The 19,170-nt window shown below is 64.9% G+C and carries 19 protein-coding genes and 1 pseudogene; 13 read left to right on the forward strand and 7 right to left on the reverse strand.

Features of this window, described 5'->3' with window-relative positions:
- The first annotated feature begins 26 nt into the window (after positions 1-26).
- From ABIA30_RS02650 to ABIA30_RS02675, 6 genes and pseudogenes are all read left to right on the forward strand, one after another.
- Positions 27-338, forward strand: coding sequence for a type VII secretion target (locus tag ABIA30_RS02650; protein ID WP_370061814.1), 312 nt, complete (start codon positions 27-29; stop codon positions 336-338).
- A 9-nt stretch (positions 339-347) separates the two neighbouring features.
- Positions 348-1,784 (forward strand): hypothetical protein, encoded by a 1,437-nt coding sequence (locus ABIA30_RS02655; protein WP_370061816.1) that lies wholly within the window; start codon positions 348-350, stop codon positions 1,782-1,784.
- Between the two features lie 19 nt (positions 1,785-1,803).
- On the forward strand, positions 1,804-2,118 hold the full coding sequence (locus ABIA30_RS02660) for a hypothetical protein (protein WP_370061818.1): 315 nt from the start codon (positions 1,804-1,806) through the stop codon (positions 2,116-2,118).
- Positions 2,112-2,420 carry a hypothetical protein gene (locus ABIA30_RS02665; RefSeq protein ID WP_370061820.1) on the forward strand — a complete coding sequence of 103 codons (309 nt, stop codon included), beginning with the start codon at positions 2,112-2,114 and terminating at the stop codon, positions 2,418-2,420. Before ABIA30_RS02660 ends, ABIA30_RS02665 begins: the two co-directional genes overlap by 7 nt.
- A gap of 21 nt (positions 2,421-2,441) precedes the next feature.
- Positions 2,442-2,864 (forward strand): annotated as a pseudogene (locus ABIA30_RS02670) (DUF4185 domain-containing protein); the annotation flags it as partial.
- Between the two features lie 78 nt (positions 2,865-2,942).
- Positions 2,943-3,428 carry a hypothetical protein gene (locus ABIA30_RS02675; RefSeq protein WP_370063266.1) on the forward strand — a complete coding sequence of 162 codons (486 nt, stop codon included), beginning with the start codon at positions 2,943-2,945 and terminating at the stop codon, positions 3,426-3,428.
- 106 nt (positions 3,429-3,534) lie between these two features.
- Here ABIA30_RS02675 and ABIA30_RS02680 read toward each other — a convergent pair whose 3' ends face one another.
- Positions 3,535-4,011, reverse strand: a complete 477-nt coding sequence (locus tag ABIA30_RS02680; protein WP_370061822.1) for a winged helix-turn-helix transcriptional regulator — start codon at positions 4,009-4,011, stop codon at positions 3,535-3,537.
- Positions 4,012-4,064: 53 nt separating this feature from the next.
- Here ABIA30_RS02680 and ABIA30_RS02685 point away from each other — a divergent pair, with 53 nt between their 5' ends.
- Together ABIA30_RS02685 and ABIA30_RS02690 are read left to right on the forward strand one after the other, a co-directional pair.
- The gene (locus tag ABIA30_RS02685; RefSeq protein WP_370061824.1) at positions 4,065-4,982 is read left to right on the forward strand and encodes an alpha/beta fold hydrolase; all 918 of its coding nucleotides are present in this window, start codon (positions 4,065-4,067) and stop codon (positions 4,980-4,982) included.
- 82 nt (positions 4,983-5,064) lie between these two features.
- On the forward strand, positions 5,065-6,498 hold the full coding sequence (locus ABIA30_RS02690; protein ID WP_370061826.1) for an APC family permease: 1,434 nt from the start codon (positions 5,065-5,067) through the stop codon (positions 6,496-6,498).
- An 18-nt stretch (positions 6,499-6,516) separates the two neighbouring features.
- On the opposite strand, the gene ABIA30_RS02695 is transcribed toward ABIA30_RS02690, so the two are convergent.
- Together ABIA30_RS02695 and ABIA30_RS02700 are read right to left on the reverse strand one after the other, a co-directional pair.
- Positions 6,517-7,758: an HRDC domain-containing protein gene (locus ABIA30_RS02695; protein WP_370061828.1), complete on the reverse strand. Its 1,242-nt coding sequence runs from the start codon at positions 7,756-7,758 to the stop codon at positions 6,517-6,519.
- Positions 7,759-7,768: 10 nt separating this feature from the next.
- Positions 7,769-8,305: a DUF3000 domain-containing protein gene (locus ABIA30_RS02700; protein ID WP_370063268.1), complete on the reverse strand. Its 537-nt coding sequence runs from the start codon at positions 8,303-8,305 to the stop codon at positions 7,769-7,771.
- A 161-nt stretch (positions 8,306-8,466) separates the two neighbouring features.
- Between ABIA30_RS02700 and hemE the strand changes: the two genes are divergently transcribed.
- Together hemE and ABIA30_RS02710 are read left to right on the forward strand one after the other, a co-directional pair.
- Entirely contained in the window at positions 8,467-9,516 is a 1,050-nt protein-coding gene (hemE, locus tag ABIA30_RS02705; protein WP_370061830.1) for a uroporphyrinogen decarboxylase, read from the forward strand.
- On the forward strand, positions 9,513-10,856 hold the full coding sequence (locus ABIA30_RS02710; RefSeq protein ID WP_370061832.1) for a protoporphyrinogen oxidase: 1,344 nt from the start codon (positions 9,513-9,515) through the stop codon (positions 10,854-10,856). The genes hemE and ABIA30_RS02710 overlap by 4 nt, the downstream gene beginning before the upstream one ends.
- A 33-nt stretch (positions 10,857-10,889) precedes the next feature.
- On the opposite strand, the gene ABIA30_RS02715 is transcribed toward ABIA30_RS02710, so the two are convergent.
- A complete protein-coding gene (locus tag ABIA30_RS02715; RefSeq protein ID WP_370061834.1) occupies positions 10,890-11,075 on the reverse strand; it encodes a DUF1003 domain-containing protein in 186 nt (61 codons plus the stop codon).
- Between the two features lie 100 nt (positions 11,076-11,175).
- Here ABIA30_RS02715 and ABIA30_RS02720 point away from each other — a divergent pair, with 100 nt between their 5' ends.
- The 3 genes from ABIA30_RS02720 (at position 11,176) to ABIA30_RS02730 (ending at position 15,884) form a co-directional block, all read left to right on the forward strand.
- Complete coding sequence (locus tag ABIA30_RS02720) at positions 11,176-12,363, forward strand: PucR family transcriptional regulator (RefSeq protein WP_370061836.1); 1,188 nt, start codon at positions 11,176-11,178, stop codon at positions 12,361-12,363.
- A 379-nt stretch (positions 12,364-12,742) separates the two neighbouring features.
- The gene (hemQ, locus tag ABIA30_RS02725; protein ID WP_370061838.1) at positions 12,743-13,438 is read left to right on the forward strand and encodes a hydrogen peroxide-dependent heme synthase; all 696 of its coding nucleotides are present in this window, start codon (positions 12,743-12,745) and stop codon (positions 13,436-13,438) included.
- A 139-nt stretch (positions 13,439-13,577) separates the two neighbouring features.
- Complete coding sequence (locus tag ABIA30_RS02730; RefSeq protein WP_370061840.1) at positions 13,578-15,884, forward strand: putative bifunctional diguanylate cyclase/phosphodiesterase; 2,307 nt, start codon at positions 13,578-13,580, stop codon at positions 15,882-15,884.
- Here the strand turns inward: ABIA30_RS02730 and msrB are convergent.
- Genes msrB through ABIA30_RS02745 form a run of 3 tightly spaced genes read right to left on the reverse strand, consistent with a single transcriptional unit; the run spans position 15,838 to position 19,144 of the window.
- Positions 15,838-16,254, reverse strand: coding sequence for a peptide-methionine (R)-S-oxide reductase MsrB (msrB, locus tag ABIA30_RS02735; protein WP_370063270.1), 417 nt, complete (start codon positions 16,252-16,254; stop codon positions 15,838-15,840). The genes ABIA30_RS02730 and msrB overlap by 47 nt on opposite strands.
- Positions 16,255-16,256: 2 nt before the next feature.
- Positions 16,257-17,528 carry an arabinofuranan 3-O-arabinosyltransferase gene (aftC, locus tag ABIA30_RS02740; protein WP_370061842.1) on the reverse strand — a complete coding sequence of 424 codons (1,272 nt, stop codon included), beginning with the start codon at positions 17,526-17,528 and terminating at the stop codon, positions 16,257-16,259.
- A 35-nt stretch (positions 17,529-17,563) separates the two neighbouring features.
- The gene (locus ABIA30_RS02745; RefSeq protein WP_370061844.1) at positions 17,564-19,144 is read right to left on the reverse strand and encodes an alpha/beta fold hydrolase; all 1,581 of its coding nucleotides are present in this window, start codon (positions 19,142-19,144) and stop codon (positions 17,564-17,566) included.
- Positions 19,145-19,170 lie beyond the last annotated feature (26 nt).

Here is a 19,170-nt window from a genome sequence, read left to right on the forward strand (position 1 = left end):
TCGATCGAGAACATGGGGGTGTGGTGATGGGGGCTGTTGAACCACTGAAGGTCGATACGACCGAACTGCGAATGACGGCTGGCCAGATTGAGGGGCAGGGCGCCGAGTTCGGCGAGGCGCATCAGGCGGCGCATTCGCAGGCCGGCGGAACATCGTTGGGATCGGGCGCGGCCGCGGCTGCTCTACCGGGGATGCTTGCCGAATGGGAGAAGAACGGCGAGGAGTTCAAGGGTCATTTCACCCGGTTCGCCGACGGTCACCGGGACGCGGCTGCTGGTTACGACTCGACAGACGCCGCCGGGGGAGACGAGATTGGCCGTGCCAGCTCGGGCTTGTGAGCGCTCCCGATGGGCCTGACCTTGAAAGAGCTGTTGATGTGGCCGCCGGAAATCGCGGACCTGGCCAAGGCGACTCGCGGCATGGCCGACGCTCACTCGAATTCAGCGGACTTCTACCGATCGGTGGCGACTCTTTCCACCTGGCAGGGGCAGGCCGCCGATACAGCAATGAGTTCGATTCTCCTGATCGCCGGCAGACACGACGTCACTGCGGATCAACTCAAAGGCGCTGCGGGGGTGATGGATAAGGCCGAGACCGATGCGCAGGGAGTCGCCGACGAGGTCAGCAAGGTTCTCAGTTTCGCCCACGCCAGCCCCACTATTGAGGTGAACCCGGATACGAATCAGGTGGTCTCGCCTGACACCAGCAATCTGAATCCGGAAGCGGCACAGGAGCGCATGCGCAAGTTCGCGGAAGTCGAGGCGCGCGTCGCGAAGGTCTTGGCCGACGGCGTAGCGGTCGATTCTGAACTGGCACAGGCAATTTCGACGGCCACCGGTGTGCCGAATGCGGTGGCTTCCGGCCCGAAGTCTTTGGAAGAGTTGTTGCTGCCAGGCGTAACTCCACCACAATCGCCGGCGCGTGCCGATCAGAACGGCAACCGTGTGGCCGCGTTCCGGCAGGTATACGGGCATGATCCCGTGACTCCCAATGATTGGCAAATGGCGGCCGCGCTGGACCCCCACAGCTACGATCCGCGTACCCAGGACAAGCTGCCGGAGATCCGGGTCGTAAAGATTCGTCCGGTGGAGGGGCAGGGCCTAGTTCGAATGTCGCAGTGGATCGCTGAACCCGATGTGGTTAGCGGCCCCGGAAAGAGAGATTTTGGAAATAATCGGGGCCCCGATCCGCATTTTGACCCGACCAACACGAAAGTCACGACGTATATCGACTATGAGCACGGAGTCGTCGTGATGAGACAAAATCCATCTATCGAACAGACAGTGAACGGTGGACCAGGTCAAGCGAAGGTGCAAGCTCCGGAAGGCAGCGTTACTCAGACGCCGGACGGGGCAGTCCGAATCCAGTATCAAGCTGCCAATCCTTTTGCCCCTGATATTGCCAAGAATCCTCCGGGGCCACTGGCTGACCATTCTTGGACGGTTAATGGCGACCTGGTGTTTACCCCCGGATCTGCTGGAGTGCACGTCGATGGAACCCGGGGAGACTATCCGTGGATGGAGGTTTACCAAGACCTCCCGAATGGCACGACGAAGACGGTGATAATAGATCCCGCATCCGCGGGAAATTCCTTCGGACCGATGACGTATTTGCCGTTCCACCACGATGTCGGGATCGGTGGTAGGGCGTTCGGGCCATTCGATACAGGCGGGTGGAATCCGAGGTATGACGTACGGGTTCCATTGCCATCGACTGATTTTGGGTTGCCGTCGGACCCGCCTTCCGTCCCTGTCCTGCCGCCTACCACGGCGACGCCGTCCTGACCACGAAAGGATCCGAGCGATGGCCTTCACGCGTCTACGCGAGATCGATGCCCGCTGCTGGTCAGCAGCAACGTGGGCGGTCCCATTTGTCATCCAGGTTGAATTGGCGGCAGTCGTAGTTGTTGCGTGGTTGGCAGGCAAACGCTTTCACAATGGATTCGTGCAGTTTTTGATCGGGATAGCAGTGGCTGTTCTCGTCGCGGGGGTCATTGTCAGCTTGCTGCGGCGTTCGTCGTCATCGCAAGCGCACGGTATCGCCATTGGCATCATAGGAACAGTCGCAACGGTTTTCGTTGGCGGACTGCTATACGGATTCTGGTTGTTGCCGTGGTGAACTCGCAGCAGTCCACGCAATCTCCGAATCGGTACGGCGTAGCCGGGTTCTCCGCCGCTTTAGCCAACACCGCAATCCTGATGTTCATCTGCTGGGCGGTGATGCCTTGGTGGCTTCTGCTTTCCGTGACTGCACTGCCTGCACTACTTGTCGATATGTTGATTGCGGCCCTGCTGTCTCGCCGTGGTGGACAAGCTGGTCAGATCGGTCGCGGAATGCTCGTCGGGTGCTTGTCGGCACCGATATCGCTGGCTATCTTCGTCCCGGTGCTACTGCTGGCCGGCAACGCGGGGTTCGTCTGACACTTCGCCGGAGTTGATCCCGAGAGCGTCACCCATCGAGACCAGTGGCAGCCATGGACTGGTCAGGACTGGGGTAGTCCAGGGCAAACTCCGACACCGATTACTGATCCCGGAGTGAAGTTCGGTGAACTCAGTTTCCGTGATGTTGACGGGCGTCCGGTGCTGTCGGGTTTCAACGCAACTCCGACTGTGAACCAGGTCGAAGTGCACGTCGGAGCCGGAGCCCCATCTGATGTCTTCAGTGATCCGCTCAGGGCGCCGATTGTGGTCGCCCAACAAAACAACCCGGCGTTGCCGTCGACCTATGTCTATCAGCCCTACGGCGGATATATGTTGCCCAACCCCACACTGGGCAACATGCCTCTATTCGTCAGTCAATGGAACACTGCAGTCGGTACGCCGTACGACACACAACACGTGGTCGTCAACGCGTCGCCGCCGTAACACGGACCGTCTCCGGCACGAATGGCTAGGAGCGACGGTAGGAGGAACTACATGCTGATCAGATCTCTCGCTGTGGTGTTGTCGACACTCGCAGTTGGGGTGTCGAGCGCCTGCAACGCGCAGGCCGATCCACCGGTCTTTCCCGACCTTGCTAGTTACACGCCGGTCAGTGCGCAGGACTACACGGTATCGGGTCCGAACTCGGGCCGCCCTGAGCCCCTGACTGGGGTCTATTTCCTCACCCCCGATGGCATCACCTGTGGTTTTGGCAGCCCACCGTCGGCGGGATGCACTGGCAACAACTTGCCAGCGTTGCCGGCTCCAACCCCAGAGGGGATGGGGCTGCTGAACTCCATTGGAACGAACACTGGTGTGCGAAAATCGACCACGCCGTTGGCCGTTGCAGGTGCACCAGCATTCAAGACTTTGCCACCGCTGCATTCACTCACGGTTGATGGCGTTGTCTGTGGCGTAGATGGTTCAGGTATGACGGCGTGCAAGGACCCCCAGGGGCGAGGGTTCATCTTGTCGCCGAGTTGGTCTGGGTGGTTGCCGAAGGTGTGAGGTCGTCATTGCCCCGTGGAACGAGTTCGCAAAAACGTGGGCAACTGTCGCTGGCAGACCGTCAAGTTGGACCTCGCTCAGTCAATAGTGGTCGAGTTCAAGAGCTTTATGACGACGGACGTCCAGTCGCTGCGACCAACCCCGGCCCGGGTTCCGGTGTGACGTCGCGGGCGGTGACGTCATGACCGCAGTCATCGCACTGAAGGTGTACTTCGACTGCACCGCCGCAGGACCCGTGTCGGTATTCGATGAACGGACCGTCCGGCGCCAGATATCGGTCACCCCAGGACCGCAGCGCCATCAGCACCGGGTACAGATCCAATCCTTTCTCGGTCAGCCGATATTCGTGTCGAGTGCGTCGGGTATCGCGATAGGCCTGCCGCGACAGCACACCAGCGTCGACGAGGCGGGTCAGCCGTTCGGTGAGCATCGACCGGCTGATGCCCAGGCTGGACTGGAAATCCTCGAATCGTCGGACGCCTGCGAAAGCTTGGCGCAGGATCACCAACGTCCAGCGATCGCCCAGCAGTGCCAGTGGACGCAGGATCGAACAGGGTTCGTCGTGCAGGGCATCGAAACGCATAGGCTCAACATTACCAATTGCGTTCTATTTTAGAACTCAGTTAGGGTGTCACCATGCACGCCGAACTTGAGGCCTGGAAGGCCGCCGGCCAGTATTTCGACTACCTCGGATTCCAGATCTTCTACCGTCAGGACGGCCCGCCACTCGGAACCGCGCCGGTCCTGCTGCTGATCCACGGCTACCCGTTCAACACCTTCGACTGGGAGCCGATCTGGCCGACCATCACGCAGCGGTTCACCGTGATCGCCCCCGACATGATCGGCATGGGCTTCTCGGACAAGCCGGTCGCCTACGGCTATTCGGTGCACGACCACGCCGACATGCACGAGGCGCTGCTGGCCCACCTCAAAGTCGACAGAGCCCACGTTCTGGCGCACGATCTTGGCGACTCGGTCGGCCAAGAACTGTTGGCCCGCAACCAGTTCGGCGACCAGGCCTACGGCAAGCTCGACATCGAGTCGATCACCTGGCTCAACGGTGGGCTGTTCAACGAGGCATATACGCCACGACTGCTGCAGAAGGCGATGTCGCAGAGTCCGTTGGGCGAGATCATCGGCTCGCTGCAGGGCAGCCCGTTCTCGCGCCGTCTGGCCGACCCCACCATCCGGGAAATGTTCGGTGTCAACACCAAACCGTCGGCGGCGATGATGGACAAGTTCCACGAGATCCTCGACTACAACGACGGCAAACGCGTCATGCACAAGGTCGGCCGATTTATCAACGACCGCTACACCTTTCGCAATCGCTGGGTACGTGCCATGCGGGAGACCACGATTCCGATGCGGCTGATCGACGGTCCGTCCGACCCGAATTCCGGCGCCCACATGGCCAAGCGCTACCGCGAGGTCATCCCGAACCCGGACGTGGTGATGCTGGCCGACGACATCGCGCATTGGCCACAGATCGAGGCACCCGATGCGGTGCTCGCGGCATTCACGGAGTTCATCGAACCGCTGTTGGGCAACAATTGATGGGATCGTCAATTCCGAAGTAATGACCCGCCCGGCTCGGTAGGTTGAACCCGCCGAACTCAGCGAAGGGCGGGTGGCGGACATGACGGAAGTAGTGCCGAACGCACAAACCGCCGGATATCAGCCCGAACTCAAACGCACCCTCGGTTCGTTTCAAGTCTTCGCCATTTCGTTCGCCTTCATCTCGGTCGCCGTCGGGATCTTCGCCACCTATGACGACGTGCTGAGAAACGCTGGCCCGGTGGGCATCTGGCTCTGGCCGGTCGTGGCAGTCGGCCAAACTCTGATCGCTTTGGTCATTGCACAGTTCGCTGCCCGCATACCGCTCAGTGGGTCTTCATATCAGTGGGCCTCGCGCCTGGCGAGCCCGAAGATCGGCTGGTTGTTCGGTTGGCTGAGTTTCTGCTACTTGGCGATCGGGGTGGTGACGGTTGACAACGCCATGGCCAACACGGCTTTGATGCCGCTGTTCGGCTTGGCGCCCGATGAGAACACCGGACGCGTGATCACCCTCGTCGTACTGATCGTGCAGACCGTGCTGGTGGTCGCCTCGACGCGGCTGGTCGGTTTGTTCACGGCCGGCACCGTCGGGTTGGAACTGTTCATCGTGGTGGTGCTGACGGTCGCACTCATCGTCGCCGTCGCGGTCACGGGTCACGGCTCGATCAGCAATCTCACCTCCCGGGGGATCGCGGCGGGTGCCCCGGGCTATTTCGCCGTCGGTGGTGGGCTGATGTTTGCGATGGTCATGGGTATCGTCACGCTGGTCGGCTTCGACTCCGCGGCGAACATGGCCGAGGAGGCCGATGATCCGTTCCGCACGGTCCCGCGCGCGATCGTCGGGTCGGTGCTGGCCGCCGGAGTGTTGGGCATGGTGTTCGCGATCGCACTCACCGTCGCGATCAACGACATCCCGCGGGTCAGCGCCAGCGAGACGCCCGTCGCGCTGATCCTGCACGATCAACTGGGACCGGTGGTGGAGCGCCTGCTGCTGGTCGCCATGGCGCTTGCGTTTTTCGGTGCCGGACTGGTCACCGAAACCACCTGTGCCCGTGTGATTTTCGCGATGGCGCGGGATGGTCGCTTTCCGGCACACCGATTGATGCGCCGCGTGCACCCACGTACTCAGACGCCGATCCCGGCGACGCTGCTGATCGTCGTCGTCGGGATCATCCTGATGCTCGCCCTACCCGGTGACGCACTGCAACAGTTGATCACCGCGGGCGGTGTCATCGGGGCGATCCTCTACGGCGCCATTGTCGTGTTGTATCTCGGTGTGCGAAAAAGATTGACGCACAAGGAGGATGCATTCGATCTGGGTCGATTCGAGACACCCGTCGCGATCGCCGCGGTGCTGTGGTCCGTCGTCGTGGTGCTCGTACTCGTAACGCCGCCGGAAGTGTTCATCGCCGTGCTGATCGCGGTAGGCATCCTGCTGGCCGGTGCGACGTACTTCGGGTATTTGGTGATCACGAATCGTGAGGTATTCGAACATGAGCCCGAGGCCAATTTCTGACCGTTGCGGAAAGGGCTGCTACGGCCGAGCGAGCGCCGTCGAGAGCACCGGGTCGCACAGTTCGCGCTGCCACTGGCGAGCCCCAGCGGCCGAGAGGAACGAGTCCACGGCGCCCTCGACATCGGCAACCGGCTGCCAATCCCAGCACAACCGGCGGACGGTATCGGGCGTCAACAGATTCTCCGTCGGCACCGAAACCTTCTCGGACAGCCCAGAAAGCCCACTCCGGCAGGCCTCCAACCGGGCGAAGGCCTCGGGCTTGCGTCGCGACCAGCGGGCCGGCGGTGGCAGCCCATTGGACGGCTCGGACGCGGGCGGCTCGGCATCGCGGGCCCGGGCCAGGGCATCGAGCCATACCTGGGCGCTGCGCTTCTGTCGCGAACCACCGAAAACGGGTAGTGCCGTGAGCTTTTCGATGGTGTCGGGATTGGCTACCGCGGCGGCGACCAGAGCCGAGTCGGGCAGAATCCGGCCCGGTGCGATGTCCCGTCGTTGCGCGATCGAATCCCGGGTCTGCCACAGCTCGCGTACGGCGGCCAGCGCTCGTCCGTCGCGCACCTTGTGGATTCCCGAGGTGCGACGCCACCGGTCCCGCCGGGTGGGCGGCGCTTCATAGGTGCGCAGATGCTCGAATTCCTGTGCTGCCCAATCGCTTTTGCCCTGTGCTTCCAGCTCCGCTGCCACCGCCGCACGCAACTCCAGCAGCACCTCGACGTCCAGCGCCGCATAGTTCAGCCAGTCCGCGGGCAACGGCCGTTTGGACCAGTCCGCCGCACCGTGGCCCTTTTTCAGCCCAAGGCCCAGCAGCCGCTGCACCATGGCGGCCAGGTTGACTCGGTCGAACCCGGCCAGCCGCCCGGCCAACTCGGTGTCGTACAGCGACGGCGGCGTCATCCCCAGCTCGGCCAGACACGGCAGATCCTGATCGGCCGCGTGCAGCACCCACTCGCCGGAATTGAGCACGGCGGCCACCGGGGCCATGGTGGCAACCGGATCGGCGCCGTGGCTGACCGGGTCGATCAACACCGTTCCGGCGCCGGCCCGGCGGATCTGCACCAGGTACGCGCGGTTGGAGTAGCGAAAGCCCGACGCACGTTCGGCGTCGATCGCAAATGCGCCGTGCCCGGAAGCCAGGTACTCCGCCGCCCGGGCGATATCGCTGACGTACACCGATACCGGCGGCACGCCTTCGGCGGGCGCCAGCAGGGGAGTTACGTCGGGATCGGTATCACCGGTCCCGTCATCATCGACGTCAGTCATAGGTACAAATTCAAGCGCGTGTGCGCGAACCCAGATCGGTCACCCCGGCTGGAGGCAGTCCGGCCGCGTGTTCGAGCACCTCGCAGAACGCCTGCACGTGCGGTCCAAGCTCCAGTGAGGTGGCCGTCCACGACGCCCGTAGTTCCAGCTGGTGGGCCCGCGGCGGGCCCGAGATGTCGCCGTACCGCACCGAAGTGGTGGCGGTGACGGTGCCGCCCAGAGCGGTCACTCCTTCACCGTGCGACTCGAGCGCATCGACCAGCCAGCTCCATGCCACTTCCGGCAGCAACGGATCGACGGCCTCAGTGGAATCGAGGTCGGCCTGGATGTAGGCGACCAGGCGCATGGTGCCGTCCCAGGCGTCGGCGCCCTCGGGATCGTGCAGCAGGATCAGCCGTCCGAAGGCGTCGCCCTCGGAGCGCTCCGGGACGACGGTGGTGTCGGGATGACGAACTTCGGCACCGAGGGCGTAGCTGTAGGGCGCCAGGCGCTGCGGCGGACGGATCGGGCCGAGTTCGATCTCCGGTCGCACCACTGCTGCGTTCATCGCAGCGACAGCGGTGCGGAACTGGGCCGGTTCGGCGGAGGTCACATTCTGGGACGCTAGCTCGATCTGCCAGGTGGTGGACGCAGGCGCGCCGATAGCCCACTATTTGGACGCCCGGCAGGGTATAAGCGTCCGTCCGCCGCATGGCAGCATGAACGTCGATGAGCACCCGTCGTGAACTGCCGCAATCGCCCTACCTGGCTGCCGCCACCGGCCGCGAACCGTCCCGGATCCCGGTCTGGATGATGCGCCAGGCGGGCCGCTCGCTACCCGAATACCGGGCCCTGCGCGCCACCCACACCATGCTGTCGGCGTGCTTCAACCCGGAGCTGGTCTGCGAGATCACCATGCAGCCGGTGCGCCGCCACGACGTCGACGCCGCGATTCTGTTCTCCGACATCGTGGTGCCGCTCAAGGCCGCCGGCGTCGATCTGGACATCGTGCCCGACGTCGGACCGGTGATAGCCCACCCGATCCGCACCATCGCCGACGTCGAGCAGCTGAAACCCCTTGAGCAACAGCAGGTTGCGCCGGTGGCCGAGGCGATTGGGCTGTTGACCAAGGAATTGGATCAGGTGCCGTTGATCGGATTCGCCGGGGCGCCGTTCACGCTGGCGTCCTATCTGGTGGAGGGCGGCCCCAGCCGCAACCACGAAAAAACCAAGGCCATGATGCTCGGCGAATCCGCCACCTGGCACGCGTTGATGGACAGCCTCACCGACCTGACCATCGCGTTCCTGCGCGCCCAATTGGCGGCCGGGGTGGATGCCATCCAGCTGTTCGATTCCTGGGCCGGGACCCTGTCGCTGGCCGACTACCGCAGCTACGTGCTGCCGCACAGTTCCCGGGTGTTCGCGGCGCTCAAAGACGAAGGTGTACCGATGACGCACTTCGGTGTCGGCACCGCCGAACTGCTCGGTGCGATGGGCGAGGCCGGCGCCACCGTGGTGGGTGTGGACTGGCGCACCAATCTGGTCGACGCGGTGAGCCGGGTGCCCGCGGGCAAGGCACTGCAGGGCAACCTCGACCCGGTGGTGCTGCTGGCCGGTTGGCCTGTCGCAGAGCCCGCCGTACGCACGGTGGTCGCCGATGGCAAGCGCGCTGTGCAGGCCGGTGCGACCGGGCACATCTTCAACCTGGGCCACGGCGTGCTGCCTGCCACCGACCCGGGGGTGATCACCGAGGCGGTGGCGCTGGTGCATACCTTGTGACCACGTATTGCGTTGTCGGCGGCGGTATTTCGGGGCTGGTCGCGGCGTACCGGCTGCGGCAGGCCGATCCGGCATCGTGGATCACGATCTTCGACCCGGCCGACCGTCTCGGTGGGGCACTGCGCACCGAACGGGTCGCCGGCCAGTCCATGGACGTCGGTGCGGAAGCCTTCGTGGCGCGCCGCCCCGAGGTCACCGCGTTGCTCGAAGAACTGGGCCTGCGGCAGATCGGTACCACCGGGGTGCGGCCGCTGATCTGCAGTGGTGCCTGTCTGCATCAGATGCCGACGGGCACGCTGCAGGGCGTACCCGGGCAACCCGAAGTGCTGCGGGGCCTGGTCGATGACGCCACCCTGGCTCAGATCTCGGCGGAGGCCACCCGGCCGTTGACCTGGCGTCCAGGCGACGACCCGACTGTCGCGCAACTGGTCGGCGACCGGTTCGGCGAGCAGGTGGTGACGCGATCGGTCGACCCGCTGTTGTCCGGGGTGTACGCCGGCTCGTCGGCGACGATCGGACTGCGTTCGGCCCTACCGGCGATCGCCGCTCACCTCGACAGCGGTGCGCCGAGTCTGACCGCGGCAGTGCAGGCGGCCTTGGCGGCCGCGCCGCCGATCACCGGCTCGGTATTCGGTGCCGTCGAAGGTGGCTACAGCGTGCTGATCGACACCTTGGTCGAGCGCGCCCAGGCTCAATGGGTCCAGATCGGGATCGACAAGCTGGAACCCGTGGGTATGGGGTGGCAGCTCACTGACGACGAGGGCCTCAGTTGGCCGGCCGACGCCGTCATACTCGCGTTGCCTGCGCCGCGGCTCGCCCGTCTCATCGGCGGCGTCGCACCACAGACCGCTGCCGCGGCCCGCCGGATACCGGTGGCGTCGGCGGCACTGGTGGCGTTGGCCCTGCCCGGCGGCACACCGTTGCCGCAGCAGTCCGGAGTCCTGGTGGCCGCGGGAGAACGCCTGCACACCAAGGCAATTACCCTCACCTCCCGCAAGTGGGGCCGGGGCGGGAATGTTGAGTTGGTGCGGTTGTCCTACGGGCGGTTCGGCGACGATGTCGCCCGCACGGTCGGTGACGACGTCCTCTTGGCGTGGGCCGCCGAGGACCTGCAGGCGGTGTTCGGAATCCGCGCCGACCCGGTCGATCACCGAGTGCAGCGCTGGATCGACGCCATGCCGCAGTACGGCCCGGGGCACGCCGAACTGATTACGGAATTGCGGGCGGGACTGCCGCCCGGGCTCGCGGTATCCGGCGGTTATCTGGATGGCATCGGTGTCCCGGCATGCGTGGCGTCGGGGACCCGGGCAGCCGCTGAGCTGGCTCGGCCGCTCACCTAGGCGCTTCGGCGTTGTCGCCGGCCGTTCCCGGATTCACCATCGATTCTGGCCGATCATCACGAAGGTCGACAGCAAGATGGCCTCCAGCGACACCACCAATGTCAATGCGGGCCAAGGACTTAGCTCCAGGTAGACCGTCCACACCGCGAACCCGATCGCGTGGATGAAGACGAAACTCATCGAACCGGCGAAGTCGGTGATCCGGTCCGCGACACGCATGCTCCCGTCCCTCACAGAGGATTGTGCGCCGACCGGCGGCCCCAGATGGATGTGTTCGTAAAGACGCGAGGTATTGGCCGTGGTCCTAGGCTCGACAACCGTGACTTCAGGCGATATCGATGCGCAGGTAAAGGAACTCGCATCTCTGGTGGTTCATCGGCTCGACGAGCTGGGCGGCGACGTCGTGGCCACGGTATGTGCCAACGTCGACTTCTATCGAGAGAACCGGGTGGTGCCGGCGGACGAGTTGCTTTACAGCGCAACCGACAACGTTCGGTTCCTCTTCGGCAGCCTCACCGCGGGAGCATCGTTTGACACCTCACCGGCCGTGGTGACCGGGACCAGTCGGGCTGCCGCGGGTGTTCCGTTGCCCGCGGTCATGGCTGCCTTCCGAGTTGCCTCGCACCGGCTGTGGGAGGTGATGGTCGAGGTGGCGGGTGCCGAGCCGGGTATCGGTTCGGCCGCGCTGCTGCGGGCGACCGACCTGCTGTGGCAGGCGCAGGACGCCTACACCGACACCATGGCCGACGCATATCGACGCGAAGCCGTCCGCAGGGCGATCCACGACGAGACCGAACGCTCTGCGCTCACCGAAGCGTTACTGCATGCCCGAGTCTCGGATGCACGCAGCCTCTGGGAGGTAGCGCAGACATTGCAGCTGCCGCAGACCGGTCCGTATGTTGTCGTCGCTGCCGTCTGCCCTGAACTCGGCAGGCAGGCGTTACCGGGCATCGCCGACATGCTCCGCAGCGTCGACGTGTTCTCGGCCTGGCGGCTGTTGCCGGACATTCAGATCGGTATCGCCAACGTTGCCCCGCCCGCTGCGCACGCTGCCATGGTTGATCTGCTCAACCGGATCGCGGTCGGCCGCGTCGGTTTGAGCCCCCAATTCGCGGACCTGGCCGATACCGCGGAAGCGTTGCGTTATGCGCGCGTCGCCGTGACCACACAGGCCGGCGGGCCCTCGGCCGTCACGGCTTTCGAGGATTCGCTGCTGGCCGTGGCGGCGGTGAGCGCCCCTGAGGTGGCCGCCAAGGTTGCCGCTATCGTGCTGGGCTCGTTCGAGGATCTCGGCGACGACGAGCGCGACATCTTGTTCGAGACCTTCCGGAAGTGGGTGCAGAACAAGGGATCGATGTCGGCCACCGCCGAGCAGTTGTACTGCCATCCCAACACCGTCCGGTATCGGCTGCGCCGGATCGAGGAGCGCACCGGCCGTTCGTTGTCGGTCCCGAACGAACTGGCTGAGCTCTGTCTGGCTTTCGAGATCCGTTGGAACAGCTGGTAATCCACGACTCGGCCAATTTTGGTGTACCAGCCGACACGATTGTCGGCCATTAGTTGTCTGCGAGGACTATGCCGCGGACGCGATCGATTTTGCGCTCGCTGCGGTAGACGAGGCGCAGGCGGCCGTGCTCGACGCAATGTACGCACGCGCCAACGCCGTTGCGCTGAACGCCTGACCTGGCGGCACCCGGCGTGGGGACGCGCCGGGTGTCGCATCGGCCGGCCGGGTCGTCGTCCGCGACATCTTCGACTCGGCGCACCGCGCGGCGGCGTCCGGTGGCCCGAGACCCGAGCGCCCTCGATCCTTGTGCTGTGCTCGCCTCGATAGCGGGCAGCGTGCTGGCGGACACCGGTTCGGGGCGATAGGGCACGATAGAGCCATGGCCAAGCTCGACTACGACGCGCTCAACTCGATGACTCGATACATGATGATCTCGGTCTTCGCCGTGCAACCGGAGGCATTGGCGGGTGACGCCCGGGCCGGCATCGCCGACGAGCTGGCGACCTTCTTCAAACAGCGCGAGGAGAGCGGCGTCGTGCTGCGCGGGATGTACGACGTCGCCGGTTTCCGCGCCGATGCCGACTTCATGATGTGGACGCACGCGGAGCGGGTCGAGGACTTGCAGGCCACGTACGCCGGTTTCCGTCGCACCACCCTCGGCGTTGCCAGCGATCCGGTATGGAGTGTGGTGGCGCTGCACCGTCCGGCCGAGTTCAACAAGAGTCATGTGCCTGCGTTCATCGCAGGCGAAGACCCGGGCGACTACGTGTGTGTCTACCCGTTCGTACGGTCGCTGGACTGGTACCTGCTTCCCGACGAAGACCGCCGCCGGATGCTGGTCGAGCACGGCATGGCCGGCCGCGAATACCCCGACGTGCGGGCCAACACCGTGCCGGCGTTCGCGCTCGGTGACTACGAGTGGATTCTGGCGTTCGAAGGACCGGATCTGGCTCGCATCGTCGAGCTGATGTGGAAGCTGCGGTACACCGATGCGCGCCGTCACGTGCGTGAGGAGACGCCGTTTTTCGTCGGTCCACGCGTCGCGGTCGACGAGCTCGTCACCAAGTTGGCGTAATGCACTCCCTGGCAATTACCTGGCCGGTGATATACGGCCAGGTGTCTGCCAGTTCACCAAACGGTCTCGATCTCAGCGAATTACAGACCGTTGGGATGGAAACTATTCCCAGCGTCGCCGGTGTTGCTAGCGTCAATTGGTGCCGAAGTTCACCTGGGGTGCGAGCTCGGTTGCCGCGATCGTCGCGGTCGCCGGCTGTCTGCTCTTGGACTTCGATCAGATGACTGCGCGCGGTTTCGGCGACCTCGTCATCCTGGTGATGTCCGGGATCGCCATGCTGTGCACGATGTCGGTCGTCTCGGTGACGCGCGGTCGTCAGCGCAGCGCGTGGACCTGGCAGAGCATCGGCCTCGCCGGTTGGTTCGTATCAGAAGTGGTGGAGTTCTACTACACGGGGCTCAGCGGTATGGAGCGGTCGCCGTTCCCGTCGGTTTCAGATCTCGCCTACCTGGTGTATCCGATCGCGGCCTGCCTGGCGCTGGTGCGCTTCCCGCCCAACAACTTCCGGTTCCGTGCGCGCGTGGTCCTCGACGGCGTGATCGTGTCGATCGCGTCGTTCGAGGTGATCTGGCAAACGGTGCTCAAGCACGCTTACCAATTGGGTGCCCCGGATCCGATTCGCTTCGCGGTCACCGTGGCCTACCCCGTGACCGACGTGCTGATTGTCGCGGTGGCGGTCATGGTTCTGACGCGGTTGCGTGGCACCCAGCGCACCGTCGTCATATTGCTTGCCGTCGGTGCGGTGTTCAATGCGGTGGCCGACAGTGCCAATGTCTACTCGCATGCGTTGGACGCGCACGCCGGGATCACGGTGCTGATCTATCTGGGCTGGGCCGGCGCGGTCGTGTTCATGACCGCAGCGGCGCTGCTGGCCCGCCGCGCGCGGGCAGTCGAAGAACCCGACGAAGAGATGATCTCGACGCGGCTGGATGTCTGGCTGCCGTACTCCGCACTGGCGATGGCCGCCCTGGTCTGTGGGCTCCAGTACATTCCGTCGCTGTCGCACGGCCCGCTGCTGACCACGTCGGTGCTGCTGTTGTTGGCCGCGGTGGTGCGGCACGCGATCGTGCTCTTGGATAACCGCCGCCTGCACGGTGTGGTCAGCGATCAGGCGCTGCGAGATCCGCTGACCGGGCTGGCGAACCGCGCGTTGTTCCGGGACCGCACCGCGCATGCGATTCACCTCCGCCAACGGGACAACCGTGCGGTGGCGATAGTCCTGCTCGACCTCGATGACTTCCGCAGGGTCAACTCCGAATTCGGTCAGGCAGTCGGTGACGAGTTGCTGGTGATGGTGGCCAACCGCCTGATGAACGCGGTCCGCGCCGGCGACACTGTCGCGCGTATCGGTGCCGACGAGTTCGCCGTCGTGATGGAGGGTGCGGCTGATCAGGCCCGGATCATTGCCCATCGGGTGGTGCGCGCTTTCGACGAGCCGTTCAGCCTCGGCAGCCGTTCGATCGCCGTGCGGCCCAGCGTCGGCTTCGCGATGGCCGCCTCCGATACCGACGATGTCTCGGCCACCGAACTGATCGAGCAGGTGGACCTGGCGATGCAGCAGGCCAAGCGCGTGGGCGGTCGTGGACTGCACACATTCACCGAGGACATGCGCTCGGCGGTACGCAACGGTGCGGGGCGAGACAGCGACGAGGACGCGGTGCTGCTACGTGACCTGCGGCGTGCCATCGACGACGTCGAACTGAGCGTGGTGTACCAACCGAAGGTAGATCTGCGCACAGGTAAGCCGGTCGGTGTCGAGGCCTTGGTGCGGTGGCCGCACCGTGAGCATGGGCTGCTGGCCCCCGACTCGTTCCTGCCGCTGGTGCGTCAGCACGGACTGATGAGCGGGGTCACCGAGCTGGTGCTCAACCGCGCTCTCGACGACGTCGTGACCTGGCAAGCCGGGGGACTGCGGGTGCCGGTGTCGGTCAACCTGTCGGCGCCCTCGGTTGCCGACACCAACCTGCCGGCGTATATCTCGCAGGAATTGGCCTCTCGGCATCTGGAGCCGTCGATCCTCACCGTGGAGATCACCGAGGATCTGCTGCTGGAGAACACCCAGCGGGCGCGCAGCGTGCTGGATCGCTTGCGCGCCAGTGGAACTCGCGTCGCCCTTGATGACTTCGGCAGTGGCTATTCAGCGCTGTGGTATCTGCGCGACCTGTCGTTCGACGAGGTCAAGCTCGACCGTCAGTTCATCGCTCCGCTGCTGACCGATCGACGCGCCGCGGTGATCGTCCGCACGGTGATCGATCTCGCGCACGATCTGGGCGGCACCGTGGTCGCCGAGGGCGTGGAGAACGCCGCGACGTCCGAGAGGCTGCGTGACTACGGCTGCGAGACCGCGCAGGGTTTCTACTACAGCCCGCCGCTGCCGGCGCAGGAGGCGTTCGCGTTTTTCAAGGCGTCGGGGATGACGGCACCAACCGCAGTGAAACCGAGTTGATGCAGTAACGCTGGTCGGTGGGAGTGGGGTAGCCCTCACCTTCGAAGACGTGGCCCAGGTGGCTGTGGCAGTTGGCACACAGCACCTCGACGCGGCGCATCCCCAGCGTGTTGTCGGTGCGCAGGATCACCGCGTCCGAATCGGCCGGGTCGAAGAAAGACGGCCACCCGCAATGGGATTCGAACTTCTCACTGCTGCGGAACAGTTCTGCGCCGCAGGCCCGGCATTGGTAAATGCCCTCGGTCTTGGTATCGGTGTATTCACCGGTGAACGGCCGCTCGGTACCGGCCTGACGCAGGACGTGGAACTCGTCCGGTGTCAACTTCTCACGCCACTGGGATTCGGTGTATTCGACCTTGGGCAGCGGAATGCTCATGAAGCCAGGTTAGCGTCGGCCCGGTCATCGGACAGCCAGAGTGGATCGATGCCCTGGTCCAGTCGGTTGTCGGCCTTGGCGTCCAGGTACCGGAAGTACAGCACGCAGAACACCACCACCAGCATCAGGCACCAGCCGTAGGTGATCTTCATGTACTCCAGGAAGCGGCCGGTGGTGGGCCAGAAGTACAGCAGGTAGTTGTCCATGGTGAGAACCCCGTAGACACCGAGCCAGGCGGGCCAGTTGCGGATCGTCGACCGTGGCAGCACAACCGTCATCAAGAACGGGAACAGCATCATCGAGTAGTAGCCCTGGGCCAGCGCCAGCACGAGCCACGACGTGATCAGCAGGACGCCCGACGACGTCAGCATCCAGAACAGCTGATCGCGCTGCCGGTAGTAGCGATACAGCAGCCACAGACTGCCGGCGGCCAGCACCACGAACGTCAGCCGCAGTCCCAGAATCAGCCAGGGGGGCAGGCCGTAGTAGATGCCGTTGCCTGTGATCGAGGAATTGAAGTAGTCGCGGGTCTGGGTGATGTACGGCAGCGTGCCGCGCACGAAGCCCATCGGGTCGGACGACAGCGGCCAGGCCACGGCGTTGAAGACAAGGGGTACGCCGATCGCGGTCACCAGTGCGCGCCACTGCCGGTTCAACAAGGGCAAGAGCAGCAGCACACCCAGCACGGGTTTGACCACCAGAGTCAGGCCGATGGCGATGCCGGCCAGCCACTGGTGGGACACCTTGCCGTCCAACAGCCAGCGGAAGAACAACACCTCGGCCAACAGGATGCAGCCGTTGACGTTGGTGAAGATGATGGTGTTGGTCACCGACTCGGTGCAGAACATGGCCAGCAACAAAGCCGGCAGTGCGACCGAGGTCAGCGAATACTTGAACAGCCGTACCAGAAGGCACGCAGCGATGATCATCGCGACGACGTTGAATGCGATGAACCAGTTCCGCGAAGCGAACTCCGGCAGGTAGCCGAACGGTGACAGCAACAGCGTGCCGCCGGGCGGGTACAGGTAATGCGGATCGACGTAGTTGAAGTGCTCGTTGTAGATGGCCCAGTGCCGACGGAAGTTCGACACCGCGCGGTACACCGGACCGAAGTCATTGGTGATGTGCGGGTTGGTCGACAGCACGTAGCAGCGGTGGAAGATCGACAGGACGGCGATGGGCCACAACGCCGCCCGCACCACGTTGGCGGTGCTGGGCGGTGCGGTACGGGGGCCGAACACGCTCAGGAGCGAAAAGGGGCGCGTCACGTCCGAACCCTATCGCGGGGCTCGCGACGCCTTGGCTAGGCCGGGCAGTACGTGTCGTTTTCGGGCAGCTTGCCGCTGTCCAGGTAGGACCGCACCGGTGGTAGCGCACACGGCGTGTACACCACGGTGCCGTGGCCGGTGCCCTGCCACATCACCCGGCGGCTGCTGGTGCCGGCATTGATCGCCGTGGCCCCTACTGCGGCAACGCCTTCGTTGCCGACGATCGAATCGGCGTGTGAGCCCAGCAGCAGGATCGGGAAGGTGAGGTTCTTGGGTTCGGGAATGGCCGGAACACTCGGCCAGCTCAGGCATTTGGCCAAGCTGAGGGCGCCGATCGCGCCGAACTGCGGGTAGAGCTTGGGCCAGGCGACCATCAGCTGCCGTACCCGGTCGGGGGTCGGGCGGTTCAGCGAATCGGTGCACGAACCGACGAACTGGCCGTCGGTCTGGCGCATGGCCTGGGCGGCGTTGATCAGCCCGTTGAGAGCGTTGGAGTCGCCGCCGCGGGCCGCGGCCAGCGCGCCCGCCAAGGCCGCGGTGTTGGCCGCGCCGTCACCGTGCGGATAGCCCAGTGCAGTGGTGATCGCGTCGGCGATGCCCGCCGCCGAATTGCCGCCGACGCCGTGACCGGCCCGGGCGTCGGCCAGCAGTCCGTCGACCGCGCCCTTCGGGTCGGGCGCCAACGGGCAGTTGATCGCCAGACAGCTGGTGCTGAAGGCATCCAGGGCGGTCTGCGCGCCCTTCACCCTCTGCTCGGTCGCGGCTTCAGCGGAAATCCCCAGCGGCAGTGGCGAATCGAGCACCAGCCGACTCACCTTGGTCGGGTGGGCACTGGCATACGCGAGTGCCACCTGGGCGCCGTTGCCGATGCCGAGCACTGCCAGTGACGGCACGTCCCAGGTGCTGCGCAGTCGTTCCAGGTCGTCGGCCGCATGCGCGTTGTCGTAGGCCGACGTTCCCGGCGCCAGGGTGTCGGTGCAGCTGGTGGTCACCGACTGGGCGACCGCGGTCAGGTTGGCCACCGGGTCGTCACCGCCCTGGAACTGGGCCTGGTCGAGCATGTTCTGCCGGTCGCTGCTCTCGCGGCAGGTGATCGGGCTGGACATGCCCATGCCGCGACGGTCGACCGCGACGATCGGGTGCGACTTGAGCATGTCGGTGCCCGACCGGGCGAGCCACACGGGTAGCTGCTGGGACGTGGGTAGGTCCGTGCCGGTGGTCAGCACGATCGGCCCGGCATCAGCTGGGGTGGCCGAGGTCCGGGCCCGCACCACGCCGATGCTGACGGTGCCGTTGGCGCCGCCGATCGAATCCAGATTGGCGTCGTAGGTGGCGCAATCCAGGCTGACGTCCGGTACCGGCGGCGTGGTGGCGCCGCCGAACACCTGAGCGGTGCAGTCGTGCCAGGACAGGTCCTTTTTCGGGGCGGCGATCGGAGGCGGACCCGGTGCCGGTTTGGCGGTCGGTACCGCGCCCTGCGGCTTGGCGCCGGCGTCCGTGGCGTAACGCGGGTTTGCGGCCAGGCCGGGTGCACAACCTGCAACCGTTGTCGACAGTGCCGCGGTCGAGAGCATCAAGGCCGTGAAGCTCAGAGCCGGGAGCAGTTGTCGACGCATGCGCACCACAGTAGCGATGCCCCTGC

The organism is Mycobacterium sp. MAA66, assembly GCF_041261665.1.
Classification (GTDB): Bacteria; Actinomycetota; Actinomycetes; order Mycobacteriales; family Mycobacteriaceae; genus Mycobacterium.